The sequence below is a fragment of the Marinomonas sp. GJ51-14 genome (assembly GCF_055808695.1).
Genome location: NZ_CM147879.1, coordinates 3006758 through 3026828, shown reverse-complemented (window position 1 = coordinate 3026828; position 20071 = coordinate 3006758). Strand labels below are relative to the sequence as shown.

General features: G+C 39.6%; 18 protein-coding genes. All 18 read left to right on the top strand.

The features are described 5' to 3' along the window. The first annotated feature begins 35 nt into the window (after nt 1-35). The 18 genes from AC0L3Y_RS14455 to AC0L3Y_RS14370 all read left to right on the top strand — a co-directional run bounded on the left by AC0L3Y_RS14455 (nt 36) and on the right by AC0L3Y_RS14370 (nt 19861). Nucleotides 36-344 (top strand): aminotransferase class IV, encoded by a 309-nt coding sequence (locus tag AC0L3Y_RS14455; RefSeq protein ID WP_473465240.1) that lies wholly within the window; start codon nt 36-38, stop codon nt 342-344. After that, on the top strand, nt 341-874 hold the full coding sequence (locus tag AC0L3Y_RS14450; protein WP_473470637.1) for an aminotransferase class IV: 534 nt from the start codon (nt 341-343) through the stop codon (nt 872-874). Before AC0L3Y_RS14455 ends, AC0L3Y_RS14450 begins: the two co-directional genes overlap by 4 nt. After that, on the top strand, nt 861-1376 hold the full coding sequence (locus tag AC0L3Y_RS14445; RefSeq protein ID WP_473465237.1) for an endolytic transglycosylase MltG: 516 nt from the start codon (nt 861-863) through the stop codon (nt 1374-1376). Before AC0L3Y_RS14450 ends, AC0L3Y_RS14445 begins: the two co-directional genes overlap by 14 nt. Continuing rightward, the gene (gene mltG / locus AC0L3Y_RS14440; protein WP_473465235.1) at nt 1373-1891 is read left to right on the top strand and encodes an endolytic transglycosylase MltG; all 519 of its coding nucleotides are present in this window, start codon (nt 1373-1375) and stop codon (nt 1889-1891) included. The genes AC0L3Y_RS14445 and mltG overlap by 4 nt, the downstream gene beginning before the upstream one ends. A gap of 12 nt (nt 1892-1903) precedes the next feature. Next, entirely contained in the window at nt 1904-2542 is a 639-nt protein-coding gene (gene tmk / locus AC0L3Y_RS14435; RefSeq protein ID WP_473465232.1) for a dTMP kinase, read from the top strand. Further along, on the top strand, nt 2543-3481 hold the full coding sequence (gene holB, locus AC0L3Y_RS14430; protein ID WP_473465229.1) for a DNA polymerase III subunit delta': 939 nt from the start codon (nt 2543-2545) through the stop codon (nt 3479-3481). 7 nt (nt 3482-3488) lie between these two features. After that, nucleotides 3489-4295, top strand: coding sequence for a TatD family hydrolase (locus tag AC0L3Y_RS14425; protein WP_473465226.1), 807 nt, complete (start codon nt 3489-3491; stop codon nt 4293-4295). A gap of 196 nt (nt 4296-4491) precedes the next feature. Further along, on the top strand, nt 4492-6981 hold the full coding sequence (locus AC0L3Y_RS14420; protein WP_473465224.1) for a Lon protease family protein: 2490 nt from the start codon (nt 4492-4494) through the stop codon (nt 6979-6981). 501 nt (nt 6982-7482) lie between these two features. Beyond that, nucleotides 7483-7914 carry a cytochrome b562 gene (locus AC0L3Y_RS14415; protein WP_473465221.1) on the top strand — a complete coding sequence of 144 codons (432 nt, stop codon included), beginning with the start codon at nt 7483-7485 and terminating at the stop codon, nt 7912-7914. A 129-nt stretch (nt 7915-8043) separates the two neighbouring features. Next, nucleotides 8044-8394 (top strand): hypothetical protein, encoded by a 351-nt coding sequence (locus tag AC0L3Y_RS14410; protein WP_473465218.1) that lies wholly within the window; start codon nt 8044-8046, stop codon nt 8392-8394. A 117-nt stretch (nt 8395-8511) separates the two neighbouring features. Next, complete coding sequence (locus AC0L3Y_RS14405; protein WP_473470635.1) at nt 8512-9579, top strand: AraC family transcriptional regulator; 1068 nt, start codon at nt 8512-8514, stop codon at nt 9577-9579. A 140-nt stretch (nt 9580-9719) separates the two neighbouring features. Next, entirely contained in the window at nt 9720-11492 is a 1773-nt protein-coding gene (locus AC0L3Y_RS14400) for an acyl-CoA dehydrogenase (RefSeq protein ID WP_473465214.1), read from the top strand. A gap of 49 nt (nt 11493-11541) precedes the next feature. Beyond that, nucleotides 11542-13191, top strand: a complete 1650-nt coding sequence (locus AC0L3Y_RS14395; RefSeq protein ID WP_473465211.1) for an electron transfer flavoprotein-ubiquinone oxidoreductase — start codon at nt 11542-11544, stop codon at nt 13189-13191. A 181-nt stretch (nt 13192-13372) separates the two neighbouring features. After that, a complete protein-coding gene (locus AC0L3Y_RS14390) occupies nt 13373-13822 on the top strand; it encodes a YaiI/YqxD family protein (protein ID WP_473465208.1) in 450 nt (149 codons plus the stop codon). A gap of 88 nt (nt 13823-13910) precedes the next feature. Next, nucleotides 13911-15200 (top strand): NAD(P)/FAD-dependent oxidoreductase, encoded by a 1290-nt coding sequence (locus AC0L3Y_RS14385; RefSeq protein ID WP_473465205.1) that lies wholly within the window; start codon nt 13911-13913, stop codon nt 15198-15200. Between the two features lie 189 nt (nt 15201-15389). Continuing rightward, entirely contained in the window at nt 15390-15812 is a 423-nt protein-coding gene (locus AC0L3Y_RS14380; protein WP_473465200.1) for a MerR family transcriptional regulator, read from the top strand. A 9-nt stretch (nt 15813-15821) separates the two neighbouring features. Further along, on the top strand, nt 15822-18416 hold the full coding sequence (locus AC0L3Y_RS14375) for a heavy metal translocating P-type ATPase (protein WP_473465196.1): 2595 nt from the start codon (nt 15822-15824) through the stop codon (nt 18414-18416). Nucleotides 18417-18709: 293 nt separating this feature from the next. After that, a complete protein-coding gene (locus AC0L3Y_RS14370) occupies nt 18710-19861 on the top strand; it encodes an MFS transporter (protein ID WP_473465193.1) in 1152 nt (383 codons plus the stop codon). The last annotated feature ends 210 nt before the right edge of the window (nt 19862-20071 follow it).

Sequence of the window (20071 nt, the reverse complement as noted above, 5' to 3'; positions counted from 1 at the left end):
TATCATAGCTAACCTTCTTTTTTGAGTTTTTAGCCATGACTTGGTTTGTCAATTACAGACTAGATTCTTCAGTTTCAATTGCTGACCGCGGTTTTACCTATGGCGATGGTGTATTTGAAACAATTCGAGCTCTCCCTGATACTTTTTTCCAACTTGATGATCATCTTGTACGTCTTTATCGTGGATTAAGTAAACTTGGTATGCCGCTTTCGTTTGAGCAAAAGAATGAGCTTATCGGTTTTTTATGCTCACAAGTGCTAGGCCTTATCAAAGAAGAATCAGTGGTGAAAATAATGGTTACTCGAGGTGAGGGGGGCGAGGCTACTTACCTCCTGAAGAAATAACTCATTCAATTGTCATTGGTGTTCTGTCAGCACCAGATTATCAAGTTCAGCAAAGTAAAGGTGTATCTCTTTCTGTTTCTCCTGTCCCAGTTAATAACAATCGATTTCTATCAGGCATCAAGCATTTAAATCGCCTAGAAAATGTCATGGCTAAGCGTTTTTTAATGGCTCCTGATTTTGAAGCCATTATGCTTAATACAGACGGCGAGCTGATAGAATGTATTCAAAGTAATCTTTTTTGGTTTAAAAATGGTGTCATCCATACTCCATCTCTTGAACATGCTGGTGTACAAGGAACTTACCGAAAAGCCATTATAGAGAGCCAATTTTATTACACAGTTCAAATTGGTCACTTTTCACTGTCTGACATCATTGGTGCAGATGAGGTTTTTATAACTAACAGTTTGATGGGAGTTGTACCTGTGGTTAACATTACAACTCACACAGGAAAGAAATTTTTTCCTGTCGGGGTTCATACTCGAAAATTACAAGTTTCAATGCAAGCTAAGGATCCGCATGGCATTTATTAAGTGGTTTTACCGTGTTGCTTTTTTAGGTTTTACTTTAGGGGCGATTGCTGCTGGTTACCTTTATCATTCTATAACTACTCCAATGACAGTAGATACGGTTGAGACATTTGAAGTTCGATCTGGTGATACTGCGTATAGCCTAGGTAGTGCATTAAATCAGCAGGGGATGATTGATTATCCATTTTTAACTCGAGTTGTCTCTAGATTGCATCCTGAGTGGGTGCCCAAGGTTGGAAAATACGCGATTAAACCAGATATGAGCCTATTGGATGCAATGGAGTTGTTTAACTCTGGCCAATCCATTTTTTATTCCATTACTTTATTGGAAGGTAAAACCACACAAGAATTCCTATCCACTATGGTAGAGAAAGGTAATATCACAATGACTTTACCAGGCTTATCTAATGAAGAAATTGCAAAGCGTATAGGCTTGGATGTTTCTCACCCAGAAGGGCAGTTTTTTCGAATACCTATCGTTATCATGAAGGTGATACCGACGTGAGTATACTTAAGCACGCTAATGTATTGCTGAAGTCTACTCTCGATGAATTATGGAAAAGCAAGGCTGATAACCTCCCTTATAAATCATCCTACGAAGCTTTGGTAATGGCTTCTATTATTGAAAAAGAAACAGGTGTTGCTGAGGAGCGATCGCTCATTTCTCGTGTATTTATTAGTCGCTTAGAGAAAGGCATGCGCCTACAAACGGATCCAACAGTAATTTATGGTCTAGGTGATTCATTCAAAGGTAATTTGACACGAAAAGGTCTTCAAGATTCATCTCCTTATAATACTTATCGCTTTTATGGACTACCTCCTACACCAATAGCAAATGTTGGTAGAGAGGCTATAGATGCAGCGCTTAATCCTGGAGAAACTAAAGCTCTGTATTTTGTTGCCAAGGGTGATGGTACACATGCTTTTTCTAATACATTAAGAGAGCACAATAATGCGGTAAGAAAATATCAGTTTAAACGCCGTGAAGATTACCGATCCACACCAGAAGTAACGCAGTAGAGGGTTCAGCACATGAAAGGCAAATTTATTTCGCTGGAAGGTGGAGAAGGTAGTGGTAAAACGACTGCAATCCAGTTCATTCAGAAATGGCTAGATTCCCAGAGTATTCCTTATTTAATGACTCGCGAACCGGGTGGAACACCCTTGGCAGAAGAAATTCGTCAACTGATTTTGACACCACGAGACGAAGCGGTGAATGACGTTACTGAATTACTACTTGTTTTCGCTGCAAGAGCGCAGCATTTATCTGAAAAAATCCAACCTGCTTTAGAAAAAGGTATCTGGGTCATCAGTGATCGTTTTTTAGATTCCAGCTATGTTTATCAAGGAAAAGCCCGTGGAGGCGACCTTGCTATGTTGGATCAATTAGCAAATTGGGTTGTTGGCAACAATAAACCAGACGCCACGTTACTATTGGATATTCCTGTTGAATTAGGTCAAGAGAGAGTTGTGCAACGTCAACTTCAAGATCGTTTAGATAAGGAATCTCTAGCATTCCATCAAAAGGTTCGAGATGGCTTTCTTGAGCGGGCAAATGCGGATCCAAAGCGTATAAAAATTGTTGATGCGAGCCTATCTTTAGAAGCGGTACAAAAACAAATCGAAGAACAACTATTGCAACTTAATAATGCTTGGTCTGGTAATCTTTAAATGGCAAATATAGCACCTTGGTTAGTACCTTGTTTACAGCAAGTACAGGTTTTAAAGCAAACTAAAAGTTTGTCTCATGCTTTATTGATTACTGGTGCCAATGGTGTCGGGCAGGAAGAACTTGCTCGAGAAATGGTAAAGGACTTGATGTGCGAAAAAGAGCAGTCAGCAGCCTGTGGTGACTGTCATTCTTGTCATTTAATGCGGGCTGACACTCATCCAGATTTTCGCGTTTTAGATGGTGAAGCATCGAGCATAAAAGTAGATCAAGTGCGCCTGTTGGTAAAACAGATAAATCAAAAACCTCAAGTCGGCCATAACAAGGTGGTATTGATTACTCATGCACAAGCGATGAATATCAATGCTGCCAATGCGGTTTTAAAAGCTTTAGAAGAACCCTCTGAGCGCACTTATTTTGTCCTAACTAGTTCACAGTCCACTAGCTTGTTAGCAACGATTCGAAGTCGATGTCTTCTTGTTAATGTACCAACACCAAATCTAGATGAAGTAAAGCAGTGGCTAGGGCAAAAAACTGATAATCAGGAATTGATCAATCTTTTTTGGCTAACGACTCAGCCATTTCGCTTACTTTCACTTCAGAAACAGGGTAAAGCAAAACTTTACGCAGACTTACCAGAGCAATTGAATAATTTATTGCAAGGCTCGATTTCTATTCCAGTCATGCTAAAAGGTTTAGATAGCAATAATATTGAAGACTATTGCAATGGTTTAGCCGCTATTTTGCATCAATGTATTTGCCACTCAACGGGGGATCCATTAGATAATGCATTACAAAATATCTATCCTACCTTGATGGCTCACTTAGGTATCCAAGGTCTTATGGTTCGCTATCAAGCGCTGCAGAAATTAAAAGCAGACCTTCAAAAAACAAATTTAAACCCCATAATGCAACTCACACACGAATTGAATCAGTGGTAAAACAACTATGTTAATTGATACACATTGCCATCTTGATATGTTGGACTTGGCACCATACGACAATAATCTTAATGGCGCTATTGATGCCGCTTACCATCAAGGCGTTAGGCAACTTCTTAGTATTTCTGTTGATTTAAACAAAATGGAGAGCATTTTAGCCTTTACTCAGCGAGATGGTGTTTATGCAAGTTGTGGAGTACATCCATTAGAGAGTAAAGGATTGATCACAGATGATTTGTTGCTCAAGAAGTACGCCCAAGAAAGTAAAGTGATTGCGATTGGCGAAACGGGTCTCGACTATTTTTACGAAGCATCCAAAGAGGCTCATGAAGCACAAAAAGTCAGTTTTATGCATCATTTACAAGCTGCTGGGGATTTGGGGTTACCTGTCATTGTTCATACACGCAGTGCGAAAGAAGATACTTTGGCTTTAATTAAGCAATATGGAAATCCTAATACAGCTGGAGTTTTGCATTGCTTTACTGAAGATTATGAGATGGCCAAAGCGGCGTTGGACGAGAATTACCTGATTTCAATTTCTGGCATAGTGACTTTTAAGGCTGCTGAAGAGCTAAAAGAAACCGTACGTAAGCTTCCTTTGGAATCTATTATTGTCGAGACCGATTCTCCGTATCTCGCTCCTGTTCCTTATCGTGGTAAAAAGAACGAGCCTAAATATGTATCAGAAGTCGCTCAATATGTAGCTGATTTAAAAGGAATCCGCTATGAGGCGTTACTAGAGGCCACAGCAGCAAATTTTCAGCGTGTTTTTTCTAAAGCAAATCCAGAAAATCAACTTAAGCTTGGTGCATAATTTCTGAGTTGAGGCCTTATGTGCCCCGCTAGCTTAGCTAAAGAATATTAATGATATTCTGCTTTCAATCTAGGCGAAGTGAAACCAGAATGTTAGTCTCAACGTATTGTATTTATTTAAATTTATTTGAAAGAAGAGATACTTCTTTCGCAAGCCTATTCATTGTCTGGCTTGTTAGACAAAAGGAATCCCATTGATGTCCAACATGGTTACCTCTCTACCATATCAAGCGCTTGCTGCAAAAGTGCCCGACGATCATTTACCTTTCAATACATTAAATGATATTGAGCCTCTTAGCGGTATTTTAGGGCAAGAGCGGGCCGTTGAAGCCATTCAATTTGGTGTTGCTATGCAGCGACCTGGCTACAATATATTTGCTATGGGAGATTCGGGAACCGGACGCTCTTCATATGTTTTGAACTATCTTAAAAGTGAAGCAAAGCGCCGTCCAGCTCCTAATGAATGGGCTTATGTTAATAACTTTAATGAAAGTCATCGGCCAAAAGCGATTGAGTTTGAACCTGGTTTAGCCTCTGAGTTTGAAAAAGAAATCCGCACCTTGATTGACGGGTTGATGACAACATTCCCTGCGGCGTTTGAAAATGCCTCTTATCAACAGCAGAAAAGCGTTATAGATCGTGCATTCAATGAAAAGTACGAAGCCGCTATTAATAAAGTTGAGCGCGTATCAGGAAAAATTGGTGTAGCCATGTTCCGAGATGCCTCATCCGTTAGTTTTGCCCCAATGAAAGACGGAAAAGCTTTAGAGGAAAATGAATTTGCAGCTTTGTCTGACGACGAACGAGACGCCTTCCAAGAGGGCGTTTCAACATTGGAAGGTTTGCTGAATGAAGAGTTACTTGGCTTACCTCAATGGAAGCGTGCTACATATGATCAAATTCGTCAGCTGAATTTAGATACGGTAAAAGAAGCGCTTGATCCTTTGATCTCTGGATTATTTGAAAAATATCAAGACAACGTGGATATTTTTAAACACCTTACAGAGTTAAGGGCAGATTTAGACAAAATCATCATAGATCAAATGGCCGATGATAAAGCATCTGAAAATCGAGATGAAATTGGCCGACGTCAGTTCTATGAGGATTTATATTTACCTAATATTGCCATCACTCACGAAACAGATAGTGGTCAGCCTGTCGTTTACGAGCCACATCCAACTTATCGTAATTTATTTGGTCAAGTCGAACACAGCAGTGATCAAGGTATGTTGGTCACCAGTTATCGTTTAATTCGCTCTGGTAGTTTACATGCGGCAAATGGCGGTTATTTAATTCTTGATGCTGAAAAACTGCTCACTGACCATTATTTATGGGAAGCACTAAAACGAGCATTAAAAAGTAAAACGTTGAAAATTGAGCATCCCTACGCAGACATGGGATTAATGAATACCATGACTCTCTCGCCACAGGATTTGCCTTTACAGGTGAAAGTTGTACTGATTGGTGCTCGTGATATTTATTATTTACTTCAAGATGCTGACCCTGATTTCCAAGAAATGTTTCGCGTTTTAGTGGATTTTGATGACACGTTGAAGCGCTCAAAAGAATCTGAATTTTCCTTTGCTCGCTTGATGAAAGACCGAGTTGATAAAGAAGAATACGCGAATGTGACTCGTGACGGTGTTGCAGCACTTATTGAGTACAGTAGTCGTTTAGCTGAGCATCAACGAGAAATGGCTGCAAAAATAGGCGATGTGTTTGAGTTACTTGGTGAAGCTGACTTTGTCCGTCAAATGGCGAAAGAAGACGAAATTACTGCAGAGCATATTACTCGTGCGCTTACTGCGAAGAAACATCGTACCGGTCGAGTGAGTGAAAAAATCATTGAAGAAATCATCGAAGGTACAGTGCTTTTAGAAAGCGAAGGTTTTGCGGTTGGTAAAATCAACGGTTTAACCGTTATGCAAATCGGTGATAGTAGTTTTGGCGCGCCAGCTCGTATTTCTACGACGGTTTACCCTGGTGGTAAAGGCATTATAGATATTGAGAGAGAATCAAACCTTGGTCAGAACATACATTCAAAAGGTGTTTTAATTCTGTCTGGTTACCTTGGCAATAAATATGCTCAACGCTTTCCATTAGATATATCTGCATCTATTGCTATGGAGCAGAGCTATGGTTATATCGATGGTGACAGTGCATCTACAGCAGAGTTATGTTGTTTATTATCTGCTTTAATTCAAGTACCACTACGACAAGATCTAGCTATTACAGGTTCTTTAAATCAATACGGTGAAATCCAAGCTATTGGTGGTGTTAATGAGAAAATTGAAGGCTTCTTCAATGTTTGTAACGCACGTGGACTTACTGGAACACAAGGTGTCATTATTCCTAAATCTAATGCCAATAACTTAATGCTTAATGATGACATTATTGAATCTGTAAAAACAGGTATGTTTCATGTGTATGCTATTTCAACAGCCGATGAAGCTTTGCATCTATTAACTGGAATTGAACCAGGTGTTGCAAATGAAGAGGGTGATTATCCTGAAAATACTTTGTCAGCAAGAGTTATTGAGCGCCTAGAAGAGATATCTAAACTAGGTGAAGAAGATGAAGAAGAGGACGATTCAGAAGACACTTCAGAAACAGGTAAGTCTGAGACAGAAAAAAAGCAGAAAAATAATGTGTGCACTAGGAGTAATAGTCCTAGTGTTTTCCATTAGTTCTTTTGATTATTTCCGCTTTACACTGAGAATTTATAAGAGAGTAGACAGTGTAATAGAGATCGTCTGCTTTTACATAAATATAGCTGGCGACCTCTTTTCTTTTACTTGGTAAGTGCTTCTTTAGAACAAGTGCTCTTTTAAAGGTCTTACCACCCAGGTATTTTTCAGCACTTTTGTCTGATGCTATTTTTGCATTAAAATCATCGCATTCGGCAAAAGTTAAGTTACTTACGCTTAAACAAAGGGTAATTAGCAAATAGCGTTTAAAATGAAAAATGTTTAACTCCAAGTTATTCTGCTGTGAATTTCTAGAATCAGACTGGCTAACCTATAAACCAACCCTTTACCATAATATCATTTAAGGTAAGTAAATCGACAAGATTTAAAAAAGTAACCTTATAAGATAGAGGGTGTTTTTGTAGAGAGCATGTTATTTTAGATGGCATAATTAGAAACAATAAAGTCTAAAAAATATTTTTTGTAATCTGGGGTGTTGTTATGAATAAAAAGTTTCTTGTTGCTACGATTGTTAGTTTGGCTTTTTCATCTGGCGTTTATGCAAACGAAGCCTGTAATGAAACTACATTGCATGGCTACATGGAAAATATCAAAGATGAAATGTGGGCAATGTCTTCTGATATAAAATCTGGTGACAATGAGTCCGCTTCTAAGCATCTCGATACTCTTATTACATTTTTTGAGAAAGCTCGTACAGAAACTCCATACAAATTTAAAGCAGAAGGTTTGGAAGGTAACTTGTTAGAAACTCAAAAAAAGGAGTTTATAGCGGTTATTGATGAATCTATTACAATATTTAAAAATCTTGAAGTCGCTCTACAATCTGGAGATACGTCAGAAATTAGAAAATGGATTAGTGCTGCAGGTAATCAAAGAAAGCTAGGGCATAGAGAGTTTAAAGCAAACTGTTAATGATAAGTCCTCAAGTGAAGTCTTTGTGGCATTTTTCTGAAAGACTTAGAATAGAAGGCTTATTCGTGCCTTGCTAGATGACCTAGCTCGAATTCGCTGCTACAATGCGCGCGATAAAGAGAGGATATTATGGCTCGTGCTAAAAAATCGCGCAGTATGCGCGGAAAACTTGGAAAAACTGGTTCAAAAGAGATGATGAAGGAGCAAAATAAAGCTCGTAAAGCTTCATCGACTCGTCGTTTTGCAACAAAAAAATCCAAGGAACGTAAAGAACAATCACACAAAAAACTTGAAAGATTAGGATTGCTTCCACCAAAACCGGAAGCAGGTCCAGCTGTAAGACCGCGTCGTTTTGTATTCGTTAAGCCTGTTAATGAAAAAGAAGAGCAGGAAAAAGCACTTGCAGAGCAAGCAAGCAACACAGAAAGTGAAGATTTATCAGTTGATGAGTTGTTGTCTGCCTTTACAGAAGAAAATTGATCAAATAAATGTAAAATAAAAAAGGCTGCATCTGCAGCCTTTTTTTATGTTAAAAAAACACCATACATAAAATATCTATTAACATCATTCAGGTCTGAGTGACTTAAATATAAGGTGATGAATTTGAAAGCTTCTGTTCCTATGTCGAGTGTCCGCTATCTATTAAAAGCAGTTGAAGACCAAGGCCTAGATCGCCAAGCAGTACTTGAGAGCCTGGAGATAACACAAGATGAAATAGAACAAAACGATTCATTTTCAGCATATCGATATGGCATGCTTTATCAAAAAATCATGTGGCTAATGCAAGATGAATCGTTTGGTATGTTGAGTGGTGGTAAGGTGCCAAATGGTACTTTTCGAATGATGTGTCTTTGTATTATTCATGCGAAAAGCTTAGCCCATGCTCTATATCGCTGTAGCGATTTTTATGAAATTTGCAGAGGTCCAACCGTTAAACCGGTATTGATTAAAAAGGGACGATTTGCTTTGGTGACATTTGCTCCTATTGATGCATCAGCCGGAGATGTTAATTCTCTGGTTACCCCTGAGTCTAAAGAACAGCTCAGAACGACACTTTCAATGTGGCATCATTTTATTTGTTGGCTGATAGGTCGCCGTTTGAGCTTAAAAGCGGCGTACTTTACCAGCGAAAGACCGGATGATGTTGAATACTACAAAACCCTTTTTCAGTCAGAAGTGAAATTTAATCAGCATGCTAATGCTTTGGTCTTTCCTGCTAGCTACTTAGATATGCCCATCGTCCAAACAGAAGACAGTTTAAGAGGCTTTTTGAAAACAGCGCCTTACCAACTAATGGTGATGGTTGAGAATGACAACAGCCTTAAATCACAGGTTATGGCGATGTTAGGTAAAGACTTTTCAAGAGAAATGCCCAGTGCCGAAGAAGTGGCAAGTGCACTTAATATGAGTGTCTCTACGTTACGTCGTCGCCTAAATGATGAAAAAACGTCTTACCAGAACATTAAAGACGAGTGTCGAAAAGAGGCTGCGATTACTTACATGAATGCTCCTAGGTTAAGTATAAATGACATCGCTGCATTAATGGGGTTTGATGAACCGAGTGCGTTTTTCCGCTCGTTTAAAAAGTGGACAGGGATGACACCAGGTGAATATCGAAAAAGTGAGGAATATTTAAAATTCGGAAAATCGATGAAACGACCATGATTTATAGGGTTTAGGTTTTTAAAATCAGGTCTTGATTGTTTTTGTTAGAAATATAGGCCTTAATTGTCATTGAGAGATTTGCTTTATTTTTCCATTCTATAGGTATACATCCGCTCGGATAATTAACCGGAGAATAAAAAATGAGCGAATACCAATATCCTACTAATGACATTTTATTCAGTTTGTCTTCTGTTGCTCAAATGCAGCGACTCACTCCTTATTTAGAAGATACTATCGACAAAGATCTGTTAGAAGCCATTCTTGGTGAAGCGGGAAAGCTTGCCGAACAAGTTATTGCACCTATTAACGGCAGTGGTGACAAAGAAGGTTCTCGGGTCGAGTCAGGTGAGGTTTACGAAGCAAAAGGCTTTAAAGACGCGTTCAAGGCTTATTCAGAAGGCGGTTGGATCGGTCTTTCTGGTGACCCTCAATATGGTGGACAAGGATTACCTTCTTATATTGCTACAGCCGTTAACGAAGGTGTTCAAGCCGCTAACCTTGCTTTCTCTCTATGCCCTTTATTGAGTTTAGGAGCGATTGAAGCAATCAGTCTCCATGCTAGTGATGAGTTAAAAAACCAATACTTACCAAAAATGCTAGCAGGCGAGTGGGCTGGAACCATGAACCTCACGGAACCTGCTGCAGGTTCAGATCTAGCCGCTATTGCCAGCAAAGCGACTCCTGATGGTGATGTCTTCCGTATTAAAGGCCAAAAAATATTTATTACGTGGGGCGACCATCAAATGAGTGACAACATCATTCATCTGGTCTTGGCTCGTCTACCCAATGCGCCTGAAGGCGTAAAAGGCATTTCACTCTTTATCGTTCCAAAATTCCTTCTAGATGAACAAGGCGAACCGTCAAAACGAAATGATGTTCAAGTGGTTTCTGTCGAGCATAAAATGGGGATTCATGCCTCACCGACTTGCGTCATGAGTTTTGGCGACCAAGAAGGTGCCATAGGCTATCTTGTTGGACAAGAAAATGAAGGCATCAAAGCCATGTTTACTATGATGAATAATGCTCGTCAGGGTGTTGGTTTACAAGGTTTGGCTATTTCCGAACGTGCTTATCAACAAGCGTTGTCTTACGCAAAAGAACGCAAGCAAGGTATGAAGGCCGATCGATCAGGAAGAGCGGCGATTATTGAGCATCCAGATGTCCTTCGTATGTTAATGGCGATGAAGTCACAAATCGATGCGATGCGCTCATTGATTTATGTTGCCGCAGTCGAAAATGATTTGTCTCACTTTGCGACAGGCGAACAGAAACAAGAATCAATTGAAAGAACGGCTTTGTATACACCAATCGTTAAAGGTTGGATCACTGAGCAAGCTCAAGAAGTCGCATCGTTAGCCATTCAGATTCATGGCGGCATGGGGTTCATTGAAGAAACAGGCGTTGCCCAACACGCTCGTGATGCTCGTATTCTCCCTATTTATGAAGGGACAAATGGCATACAGGCAATTGATCTGATTGGAAGGAAACTTCATTCAGATAAAGGTAAAGCCATGACAGCTTTGCTTGATGAAATTGAAGCAGAAGTGGCCGAATGGGAACAGTCAGCAGTCAGTAATAACACTGCAAAAGTGAAAGCGGTTCTTGATCAAGCAAAACAGGCAACACAATACTGTTTATCGTCTATGCAAAAAAATCCAGTGTTAGGTACTGGTTTGGCTTATTCCTACATGATGTTAATGGGTTATTTGATCGGTGCTTGGTTACAGCTTAGAGCTTTCCATGCCAGTAAACTGGATGAAAATAATTTGGACAATACTCAACAAAGGTCTTGGGCGCAGTCCGTTTCATTTTATTGCGATCATGTTTTGCCTAGAGCCGTCGCGTATTTTCAGTCCATTGAGCATGGTCAGTCATCTATAGATGATCTAGATGAAAGCAGTTTTAACAGATAAATAGCACAATACTTTATAAAAATAATAATGCCGTTTTTTAGGAGGCAGTATGACAGACAGAGAAGTAATGGAGTTTGATGTTGTGATCGTTGGTGGTGGTCCAGCAGGATTATCAGCAGCATGTCGAATCATGCAAAGAGCCAAAGCAGAAGAAAAAGAAGTCAGCGTATGTTTGGTTGAAAAAGGCTCTGAAATCGGCGCGCATATTTTGTCTGGTGCTGTGGTTGATAAAAAAGCCTTAGCAGAATTATTTCCTGATTGGGAAGCAATGGGCGCGCCATTACATACATCCGTTAATGTGGATGAATTACATTGGTTAAACTCAGAAAGCGGCTCAAAACAATTGAGTAACTGGATGATTCCCAAAACCCTTCATAATGACGGCAACTATGTTATTAGTCTTGGTAATCTTTCTCGTTGGTTAGCAGAGCAAGCAGAAGAACTTGGCGTCGAAGTATTTCCAGGATTTTCAGCGGCGCATCTTGCTTATGATGAAAACGGTCAGGTTGAAGGTATCATTACGGGAGATATGGGGATTGCTGAAGACGGTTCGCAAAAAGACGGTTTCATGCAAGGTATGTTGTTAAAAGCAAAATACACTATTTTCTCTGAGGGTTGTCGTGGTCATCTAGGCAAAGAGCTCATGGCTCGCTTTGAGTTAGACAAAGGCAAAGCACCGCAGCATTACGGTCTTGGAATCAAAGAATTGTGGGATGTGCCAGAATCTCAAAGTAAACCAGGTACTGTCATTCATACCGCAGGTTGGCCATTGGGCAAAGAAGCTGGCGGTGGTGGTTTTTTATATCATCTAGAGAACAATCAAGTGGTTGTTGGCTTGATCGTCGATCTTAACTACAAAAATCCTCATCTCAGTCCGTATGATGAATTTCAGCGTTATAAACACCATCCAATTATTTCACAGCATTTAAAAGGCGCAAAACGTGTTTCCTACGGTGCTCGAGCCATTGCCAAAGGTGGTTGGTCATCTTTACCTAAAATGAGTTTCCCTGGAGGCTTAATCATTGGTTGTGATGCTGGAACGTTAAACCCAGCAAAGATCAAAGGGACTCACACTGCAATGAAAAGTGGTATGTTAGCCGCAGAAACTGTTTTCGATGCGCTACAAACAGAAACGCCACCAGCAGAGTTAACTCAGTTTGACGACGCATTACGCCACTCTTGGTTAGGTGAAGAGCTAGAGCAAGCCCGCAACTTTGTTCCTGTCATGCATAAATTAGGGACTTTCTGGGGCGGTGCATACAATTGGCTAGATCAAAACCTTTTCTCTGGTCGTTTGCCTTTTACCTTTAAAGATATGGAGCCTGATTACGCGTGTATGGAATTGGCTGATAGTCATAAGGCTCCAGAGTATAAAAAACCAGATGGCTTGTTAAGCTTTGATAAATTGTCTTCTGTGTTTTTATCAAACACTAACCATGAAGAAGATCAGCCTTGTCATTTACAATTGAAAGATGCCAACATTCCCATTCAAAGTAATTTGGTGAAATTTAATGAGCCTGCTCAACGATACTGTCCCGCAGGTGTCTATGAAGTAGTGGAAGCGGATGGCGAGTCAATTTTTCAAATAAATTCTCAGAACTGTATTCATTGTAAAACTTGTGACATTAAAGACCCTGCCCAAAATATTACCTGGGTAACACCGGAGGGTTCTGGAGGACCAAACTATCCTAATATGTAAGAGCTACATTTTTGTGGCTTGGTGGCTACACATGCAAAAAGTAGAAAATGCGTATGAATAATTCAAAATAGTATTGAAAACTAACAGGTCACTTTTATATGTGACCTGTTTGTTCACATTCATCACTGGATTTCAAAATTAGCCTGTTTAATAATGATGCCCTACAAAAAAGGGGAACACTATGCGCCTATGGGTTGATGCTGACGCCTGTCCTAATGTGATAAAAACCATTCTTTTTCGCGCAGCCGAACGCACAGAAATTCAATGTATTCTTGTTGCTAATCAAGCTATTTCAATTCCGCCATCTAAATGGATAGAACGTAGAGTCGTTAGCTCTGGTTTTGATGTTGCTGATGATTATATTGTCGATAATATTGATTCTACGGATTTGGTTGTCACGGCAGACATTCCTTTAGCTTCTGATGTTATCGAAAAGGGTGCTTTGGCCATTAACCCTCGTGGTGAACTTTATACAAAGGAAAACATTAAACAGCGCTTAGGTATGCGAGATTTTATGGAGCAGATGCGTTCTTCCGGTGTGCAAATGGGTGGACCGGCAACATTTAGTCAACAGGATCGTATGGCATTTGCTAATACATTAGATAAACTATTAGCACAAAGAGCAAAATAGTCTTAATTATTAATTTTTTTGTTGAGGAATCTGGAAAGTATTTTTTGAATATTTCCCAGATTATTCAACGTTTATTAGGTGAGTTCATATGAAAAAAATCGTGGTTGTTGGCGGCGGTGCAGGTGGCTTGGAATTGGTAACCAAGTTAGGCCATGTATTTGGTAAAAAACACCAAGCTGAAATTGTACTGATTGATAGAAGCCAAACCCATATCTGGAAGCCATTATTGCATGAAGTTGCTACTGGCTCTTTAGACATTAATAACGATGGACTCAATTACCGAGCTCATGCGGCTAAGCATCATTACCAGTTTCAATTAGGCACGTTAATGGGCGTTGATCCTGAAGCGAGAACCTTGACGCTGGATTCTCTATCTGATGACATGGGACACATTGTTTTACCTGAGCGCACCATTGAGTATGACATCTTAATCATGGCTGTCGGCAGTGTCAGTAATGATTTTGGCACGCCAGGTGTGGCAGAGCATTGTTATTTCTTAGATTCACACAAGCAAGCTGAACGTTTCCAACAAGCCTTATTAAATCAATTCTTACGAGTTCATCAAGAAGGTTCTGATGCCAAATTGAAGCTGGCTATTGTTGGTGGTGGTGCCACTGGCGTCGAATTGTCGGCTGAACTGTTCCATGTGGCTGATATGTTGAAAGCTTATGGTATGCCGGAAATGTCTGGAAAACGTGTTCATGTTCAATTGATTGAAGCTGGCCCTCGTATTCTGCCAGCATTGCCAGAACGAATCGCTTTCTTAGCAACTAAAGAATTAAAACGTCTAGGAGTTACCGTCAGTCAAGATACGAGAGTTGTTCGAGCTTATGATGGTGGATTTGAAACGGCAGATGAAACAAATATTGATGCAGATCTTATGATTTGGGCTGCCGGCGTTAAAGCGCCAGATTTCGTTGCTAATATTAACGGGCTTGAAACTACGAAAAGTAATCAAGTTCTGGTGAAAGGCACATTGCAAACAACGACATTTGAAAATATTTATGTGATCGGTGATTGCTGTGCATGCAAACAAGCAAATGGTTCGTTTGTTCCTCCACGTGCTCAGTCTGCCCATCAGATGGCATCCTTGGTATTTGACAATATCAAAGCCTCTTTCTTGAGCGAACCATTGAAAGAATACACTTATAAAGATTATGGTTCTTTGGTAAATTTAAGCCGTTATAGCACTGTTGGTAATTTAATGGGGAATTTAATGGGAGGCTCTATGTTCATAGAAGGACGTATTGCTCGCTTTGTTTATGTTTCCTTGTATCGCCTTCACCTTATTGCCATTCATGGTTGGTTCAAAGCGACTGTTATTATGGCCGCTCAGAAGATTGGCAAAGTGGTTAAACCCAAATTAAAACTGCATTGATAGACCTCTAGTATTTTCCATCAGGAAACTCTCCATTAGGTAGTTATTTATTAAGAATAGTGAAAAGCCGAGATTATTATCTCGGCTTTTTTTGCTCTATTTTTATTTTAACTGCATCTAAGCTTGACCTATGTGTTACCAATAGGTTTTAAACTAATACTGTCATTTAGATATTTTAACGGTGAGCGTATGCGAGTAAGTGAACTGGCCAAAAGAGCCAAGGTGACACCTGAGACGGTTCGACACTATACAAGATTAGGACTAATTCATGCTCAACGCGACCCTAACAATGGTTATCAGTTGTATGACAAGTTGGGATTACAAAGACTGAATTTTATTCGACAGGCTAGTGAACTAGGGTTTAGTTTAAAACAAATTGAAGAGATATTTGAGCAATCTGACAGTGGAGATTCACCTTGTCCGTTGGTACGAGATTTATTGCAAAAAAAGGTTCCTGAAACCAAAGCAAAAATTGCGCAGTTACAAGCCCATCTTTTGAAAATGGAAGGCGCATTGAAAGCTTGGGAGGAAATGCCAGATGGTACACCTGATGGCCATTCTATCTGTTGCCTGATTGAAGATTGGGAAGAGAAAGAATCCGAGAGTAAGTAGGAGGAGACTATGAATAGCCTAACCGAAAGGAAATTGAATGTAACAGGGATGTCTTGTCAAAAATGCGTTTCTAAAATACGTACATCGATTCAAGATAAGGATCAAAACGCTATTGTTTCAGGTGTGCCAAATGAAAATACACTAAGTGTCACTTCTTTTCTTACTACTAAGGTAATTGAAGCTATTGTGATTGATGCTGGCTATAAGCCAGTATCAACGCCCATTGATGATGAGCGCACTCAAAAAGAAGATTTAAACACAGTAAAACCAACAAACCCTACCAATGAACAATCAAATATTAAGACAGAAGAGAAACAATATAAGTTGTCAATTACAGGCATGACTTGTGCGAGTTGTGTGAGCACGGTTCAAAAGGCATTAAGAGATTCAAACCAGGTTGTTTCTGCTGAAGTGAATTTTGCAAACCGGACGGCACAAGTAGTTACAGAAGGATCATTTGAGACTCTAATTGAAGCCGTAGCGAGTGTCGGCTATGAGGCCAGCTTGATTCTTGATGAAGAAAAAAGTGAAGCGGATCGTGAGAAAAAAGATTTAGAAGAATATCGCCATAAGATTCAATCTTCTGTACTTGGTTTGGGTCTTGGAATACCACTAATGCTTTATGGTTTATTGGGTGGTGATATGATGGTGAGTTCGCTCACTGAAAGGGTTATTTGGTTATTAATCGGCTTTTTGACCTTCGTCATTATGGTTAGAGCTGGAAAACATTATTTCGTCGGTGCTTGGAAAGCATTCAAATCCCATCAAGCTAATATGGATATGCTGATTGCATTAGGTACAGGTAGCGCTTGGTTTTATTCCATGTTGGTTTTATTAACGCCTACGCTATTACCAGAAAGCGCACATCATTTATATTTTGAAGCAACCGTGATGATTATTGGTTTAATAAATCTTGGGCAAGCGCTTGAACTGCGTGCTCGTCGTAAAACCAGCCAAGCATTGCATCGACTACTAGATCTACGCCCAAAGATGGCAACCTTAGTAAAAGGCAATTCCGAGTCACGTATTAGTGTTTCTGACATTCAGATAAATGATATTTTACGTGTTCGCTCAGGCGATAAAATTCCTGTGGATGGAAAAATTCTGGAAGGTGATTCGACCGTAAATGAATCCATGTTAACAGGTGAGGCTGAACCGGTTAAAAAAACTCAAGGTGACGTTTTATCGGCAGGAACAGTAAACGGTCAAGGCAGTTTATTATTCAAAGCAACACGTATTGGTTCGGATACATTGCTTGCTCAAATTATCGCCATGGTGAGTAAGGCGCAAAACTCAAAACCACCCATCAGTGTTCTTGCAGACAAGGTGTCATCTGTCTTTGTACCGAGTGTTATTATCATCTCGATTCTAACTGCATTGGTTTGGTTTAATTTAGGAAGTGAGTTCGTTTATTCTTATATGTTGGTAACCAGTATTTCTGTATTGATTATTGCTTGTCCTTGTGCGCTAGGTTTGGCTACACCTATATCAACCATGATCGGCATAGGTAAAGCAGCAGAATACGGTGGTCTGATTCGAAATGGCGAAGCATTGCAAAGAGCCAGTGAATTGACTGTTATCTTGTTGGACAAAACTGGAACCATTACGGAAGGTAAGCCCAAAGTCGTCAAACAAATCCTGACTAAGAAAGCAATAAATGAGCAAGCTCATCAAAATAATGAAAGTAAATTCATAGCGCAAATCGTTCACTCACTTGAATCTCGTGCGAATCATCCATTAGCGGATGCACTTTTAGAACACAGTAAGGTATTGCTTGAAAGTAATGAGACTCTTCCACTTGATGAATTTGAATCATTAGTGGGGTTAGGTGTTAGAGGAAGCTATCAAGGTAGTAACTATTACTTAGGCAATGAACGCTTAATGAAAGAAAAGGGTGCCTCAATCGAAATGGATGGCACTGAAGGTTTAGAGTATGCCAATGCCACACGTGTTTATTTAGCAGAGAAAACACATTCAACTGAAGTCGTTTTGATTAGTGTTTTTTATATTGAAGATCCGATTAAACAAGGCATAAAAGCGGCTATATCAAGTTTTAAAAAACAAGGTTTGAAGGTTGTTATGCTGACTGGTGATAATCCTCAAACTGCGAAGTCTGTTGCCAATAACCTTGGTATCGATGATTACCATGCGCAGTTAATGCCAGAAGATAAATTGAATTGGGTGAAACAACTTCAGGCTCAAGGCGAAGTGGTTGGTATGATTGGTGATGGTATAAATGATGCCCCGGCTTTGGCCCAAGCCGATGTTGGTTTTGCTATGGGAGCCGGAACTGATGTCGCAATGGAGAGCGCCGATATCACTTTGATTCATAATGATTTGAAAGGTGTAGCTGATGTTATTCAAATTAGTAAGGCAACCTTAAGAAATATCAAACAAAATTTGTGGGGGGCATTTGCCTACAACGGCTTAGGAATTCCTATTGCTGCAGGCATTCTATTTCCTTTTACAGGTTGGTTATTGAGCCCTATTGTTGCTGGAGCCGCTATGTCTTTATCTTCCATTACTGTGGTTATGAATGCCAATCGATTAAGGCTGTTCCATATATCACCTACAAAAAACACTGTTGACGAGAAGGGAGTTTAATTATGTTTATTAATTTTTTAGGCTTAGCAGCCATTGTTTTTGTGATTTATTGGTTTTGGTTACCTACTCATCATAGAGAAAATATCGAAAAGGCAAAATAAGTTGCCTTATATGAAATGTTTTTGAGGAAGTAATTGCTCTCTAAGTGTTGTACTATACCGCCATAAAAATGAGCCAAGGGGATTCTCTTGGCTCATTTTGTTTTAACCTATGTTCTTTTCAATCCATAGCACATAGTCGTTTTATATAATCTTATTTCCTACCGTACACTTTAATCATATATCGGAGTTGTTATGCTTGCTTATCAGTGGGGTGTTTTCGCTATTGCCCTTGGGACCTTTGGTATTGGAACAACTGAGTTTATGCCAATGGGATTGCTTCCTGTTATTGCTGATGGTGTAGGTGCATCAATCCCTGCCGCAGGTTTATTAATAAGCGCTTACGCCATTGGTGTTATGATCGGCGCACCTTTAATTACTTTGTATTTAACTAGGTACAGTCATAAAACTTCTTTATTAGCTCTTATGGCTGTTTTTGTTATAGGCAATGTGCTTTCTGCCCTGGCAATTAATTATGAGACTCTGTTATTTTCTCGAATAATCACAAGTCTGTCCCATGGTGCTTTTTTTGGTATTGGTGCTGTAGTTGCTATGAATCTGGCGCCGTATCATAAGAAAGGATCCGCTGTCGCTTCTATTTTTCTAGGACTTACTATTGCCAATATTGTTGGTGTACCTATTACCACTTGGTTAGGACAAACATTTGATTGGCGAATTTCATTTGCAGTGACAGCTGTATTGGGATTGGTTGCCATATTTGGCATTAGTCGTAGCCTTCCAGCTATGCCTAGAGCAGAGAAACCTAATGTAAGAAGCGAACTTAAAACTATCATGCAACCTGCTGCATTACGTGCATTTGCTACGACTGTAATGTGTGCAAGTTCAATGTTTACACTTTATACCTATATTACGCCGATAATGCAGACGTTAGCCCAAGCATCAGATAATGCCGTTGCAACCATGCTGATGTTGACAGGAATCGGATTTACACTTGGTAACTATATAAGCGGCAAAGTAACCGACAAATCGCCAGATATGGCGCTGTTTATTTTTCTTGGCTTACAGGTATTAGTCTTGCTTGTGTTCCGCTTTTCGTCAACCACAGTTGTGGGAGCTGGAATAACAATTTTGTTATGGGGGACGGTTATTTTTGGCAGCGGACCACCTTTGCAAATGCAAGTAATGAAAATTGCAGAAAAAGCTCCAGGTTTAGCTTCTTCAATTAATATTGGTGCTTTTAACTTAGGAAATGCTATTGGTGCTGCATTAGGCGGTTTGGTTATTAGTGTTGGTTTTAGTTTTGATTGGATTCCGACAGTGGCCGCTTTGTTATCCTTTTTTGCTTTGATCATGGTTTGGTTAAATCGTCATAAATCAATTAAATAAGGCAAAAAAACAAAATTATCAGATGACCGAATGCTTAAAGATATGATGCTTTGGGACTAGAAATAATTAAATAGCAAGGTAAAGACATCCGCTAACGTTGGTCTTTTATGCTACAAAGTCATTATAATGATCATAACTTCCTGAAATTAAAACTTTTCAAGCTAAATTATAGGTAAACCGATTTGACCAAACTGAGACGTAATTTTTTAA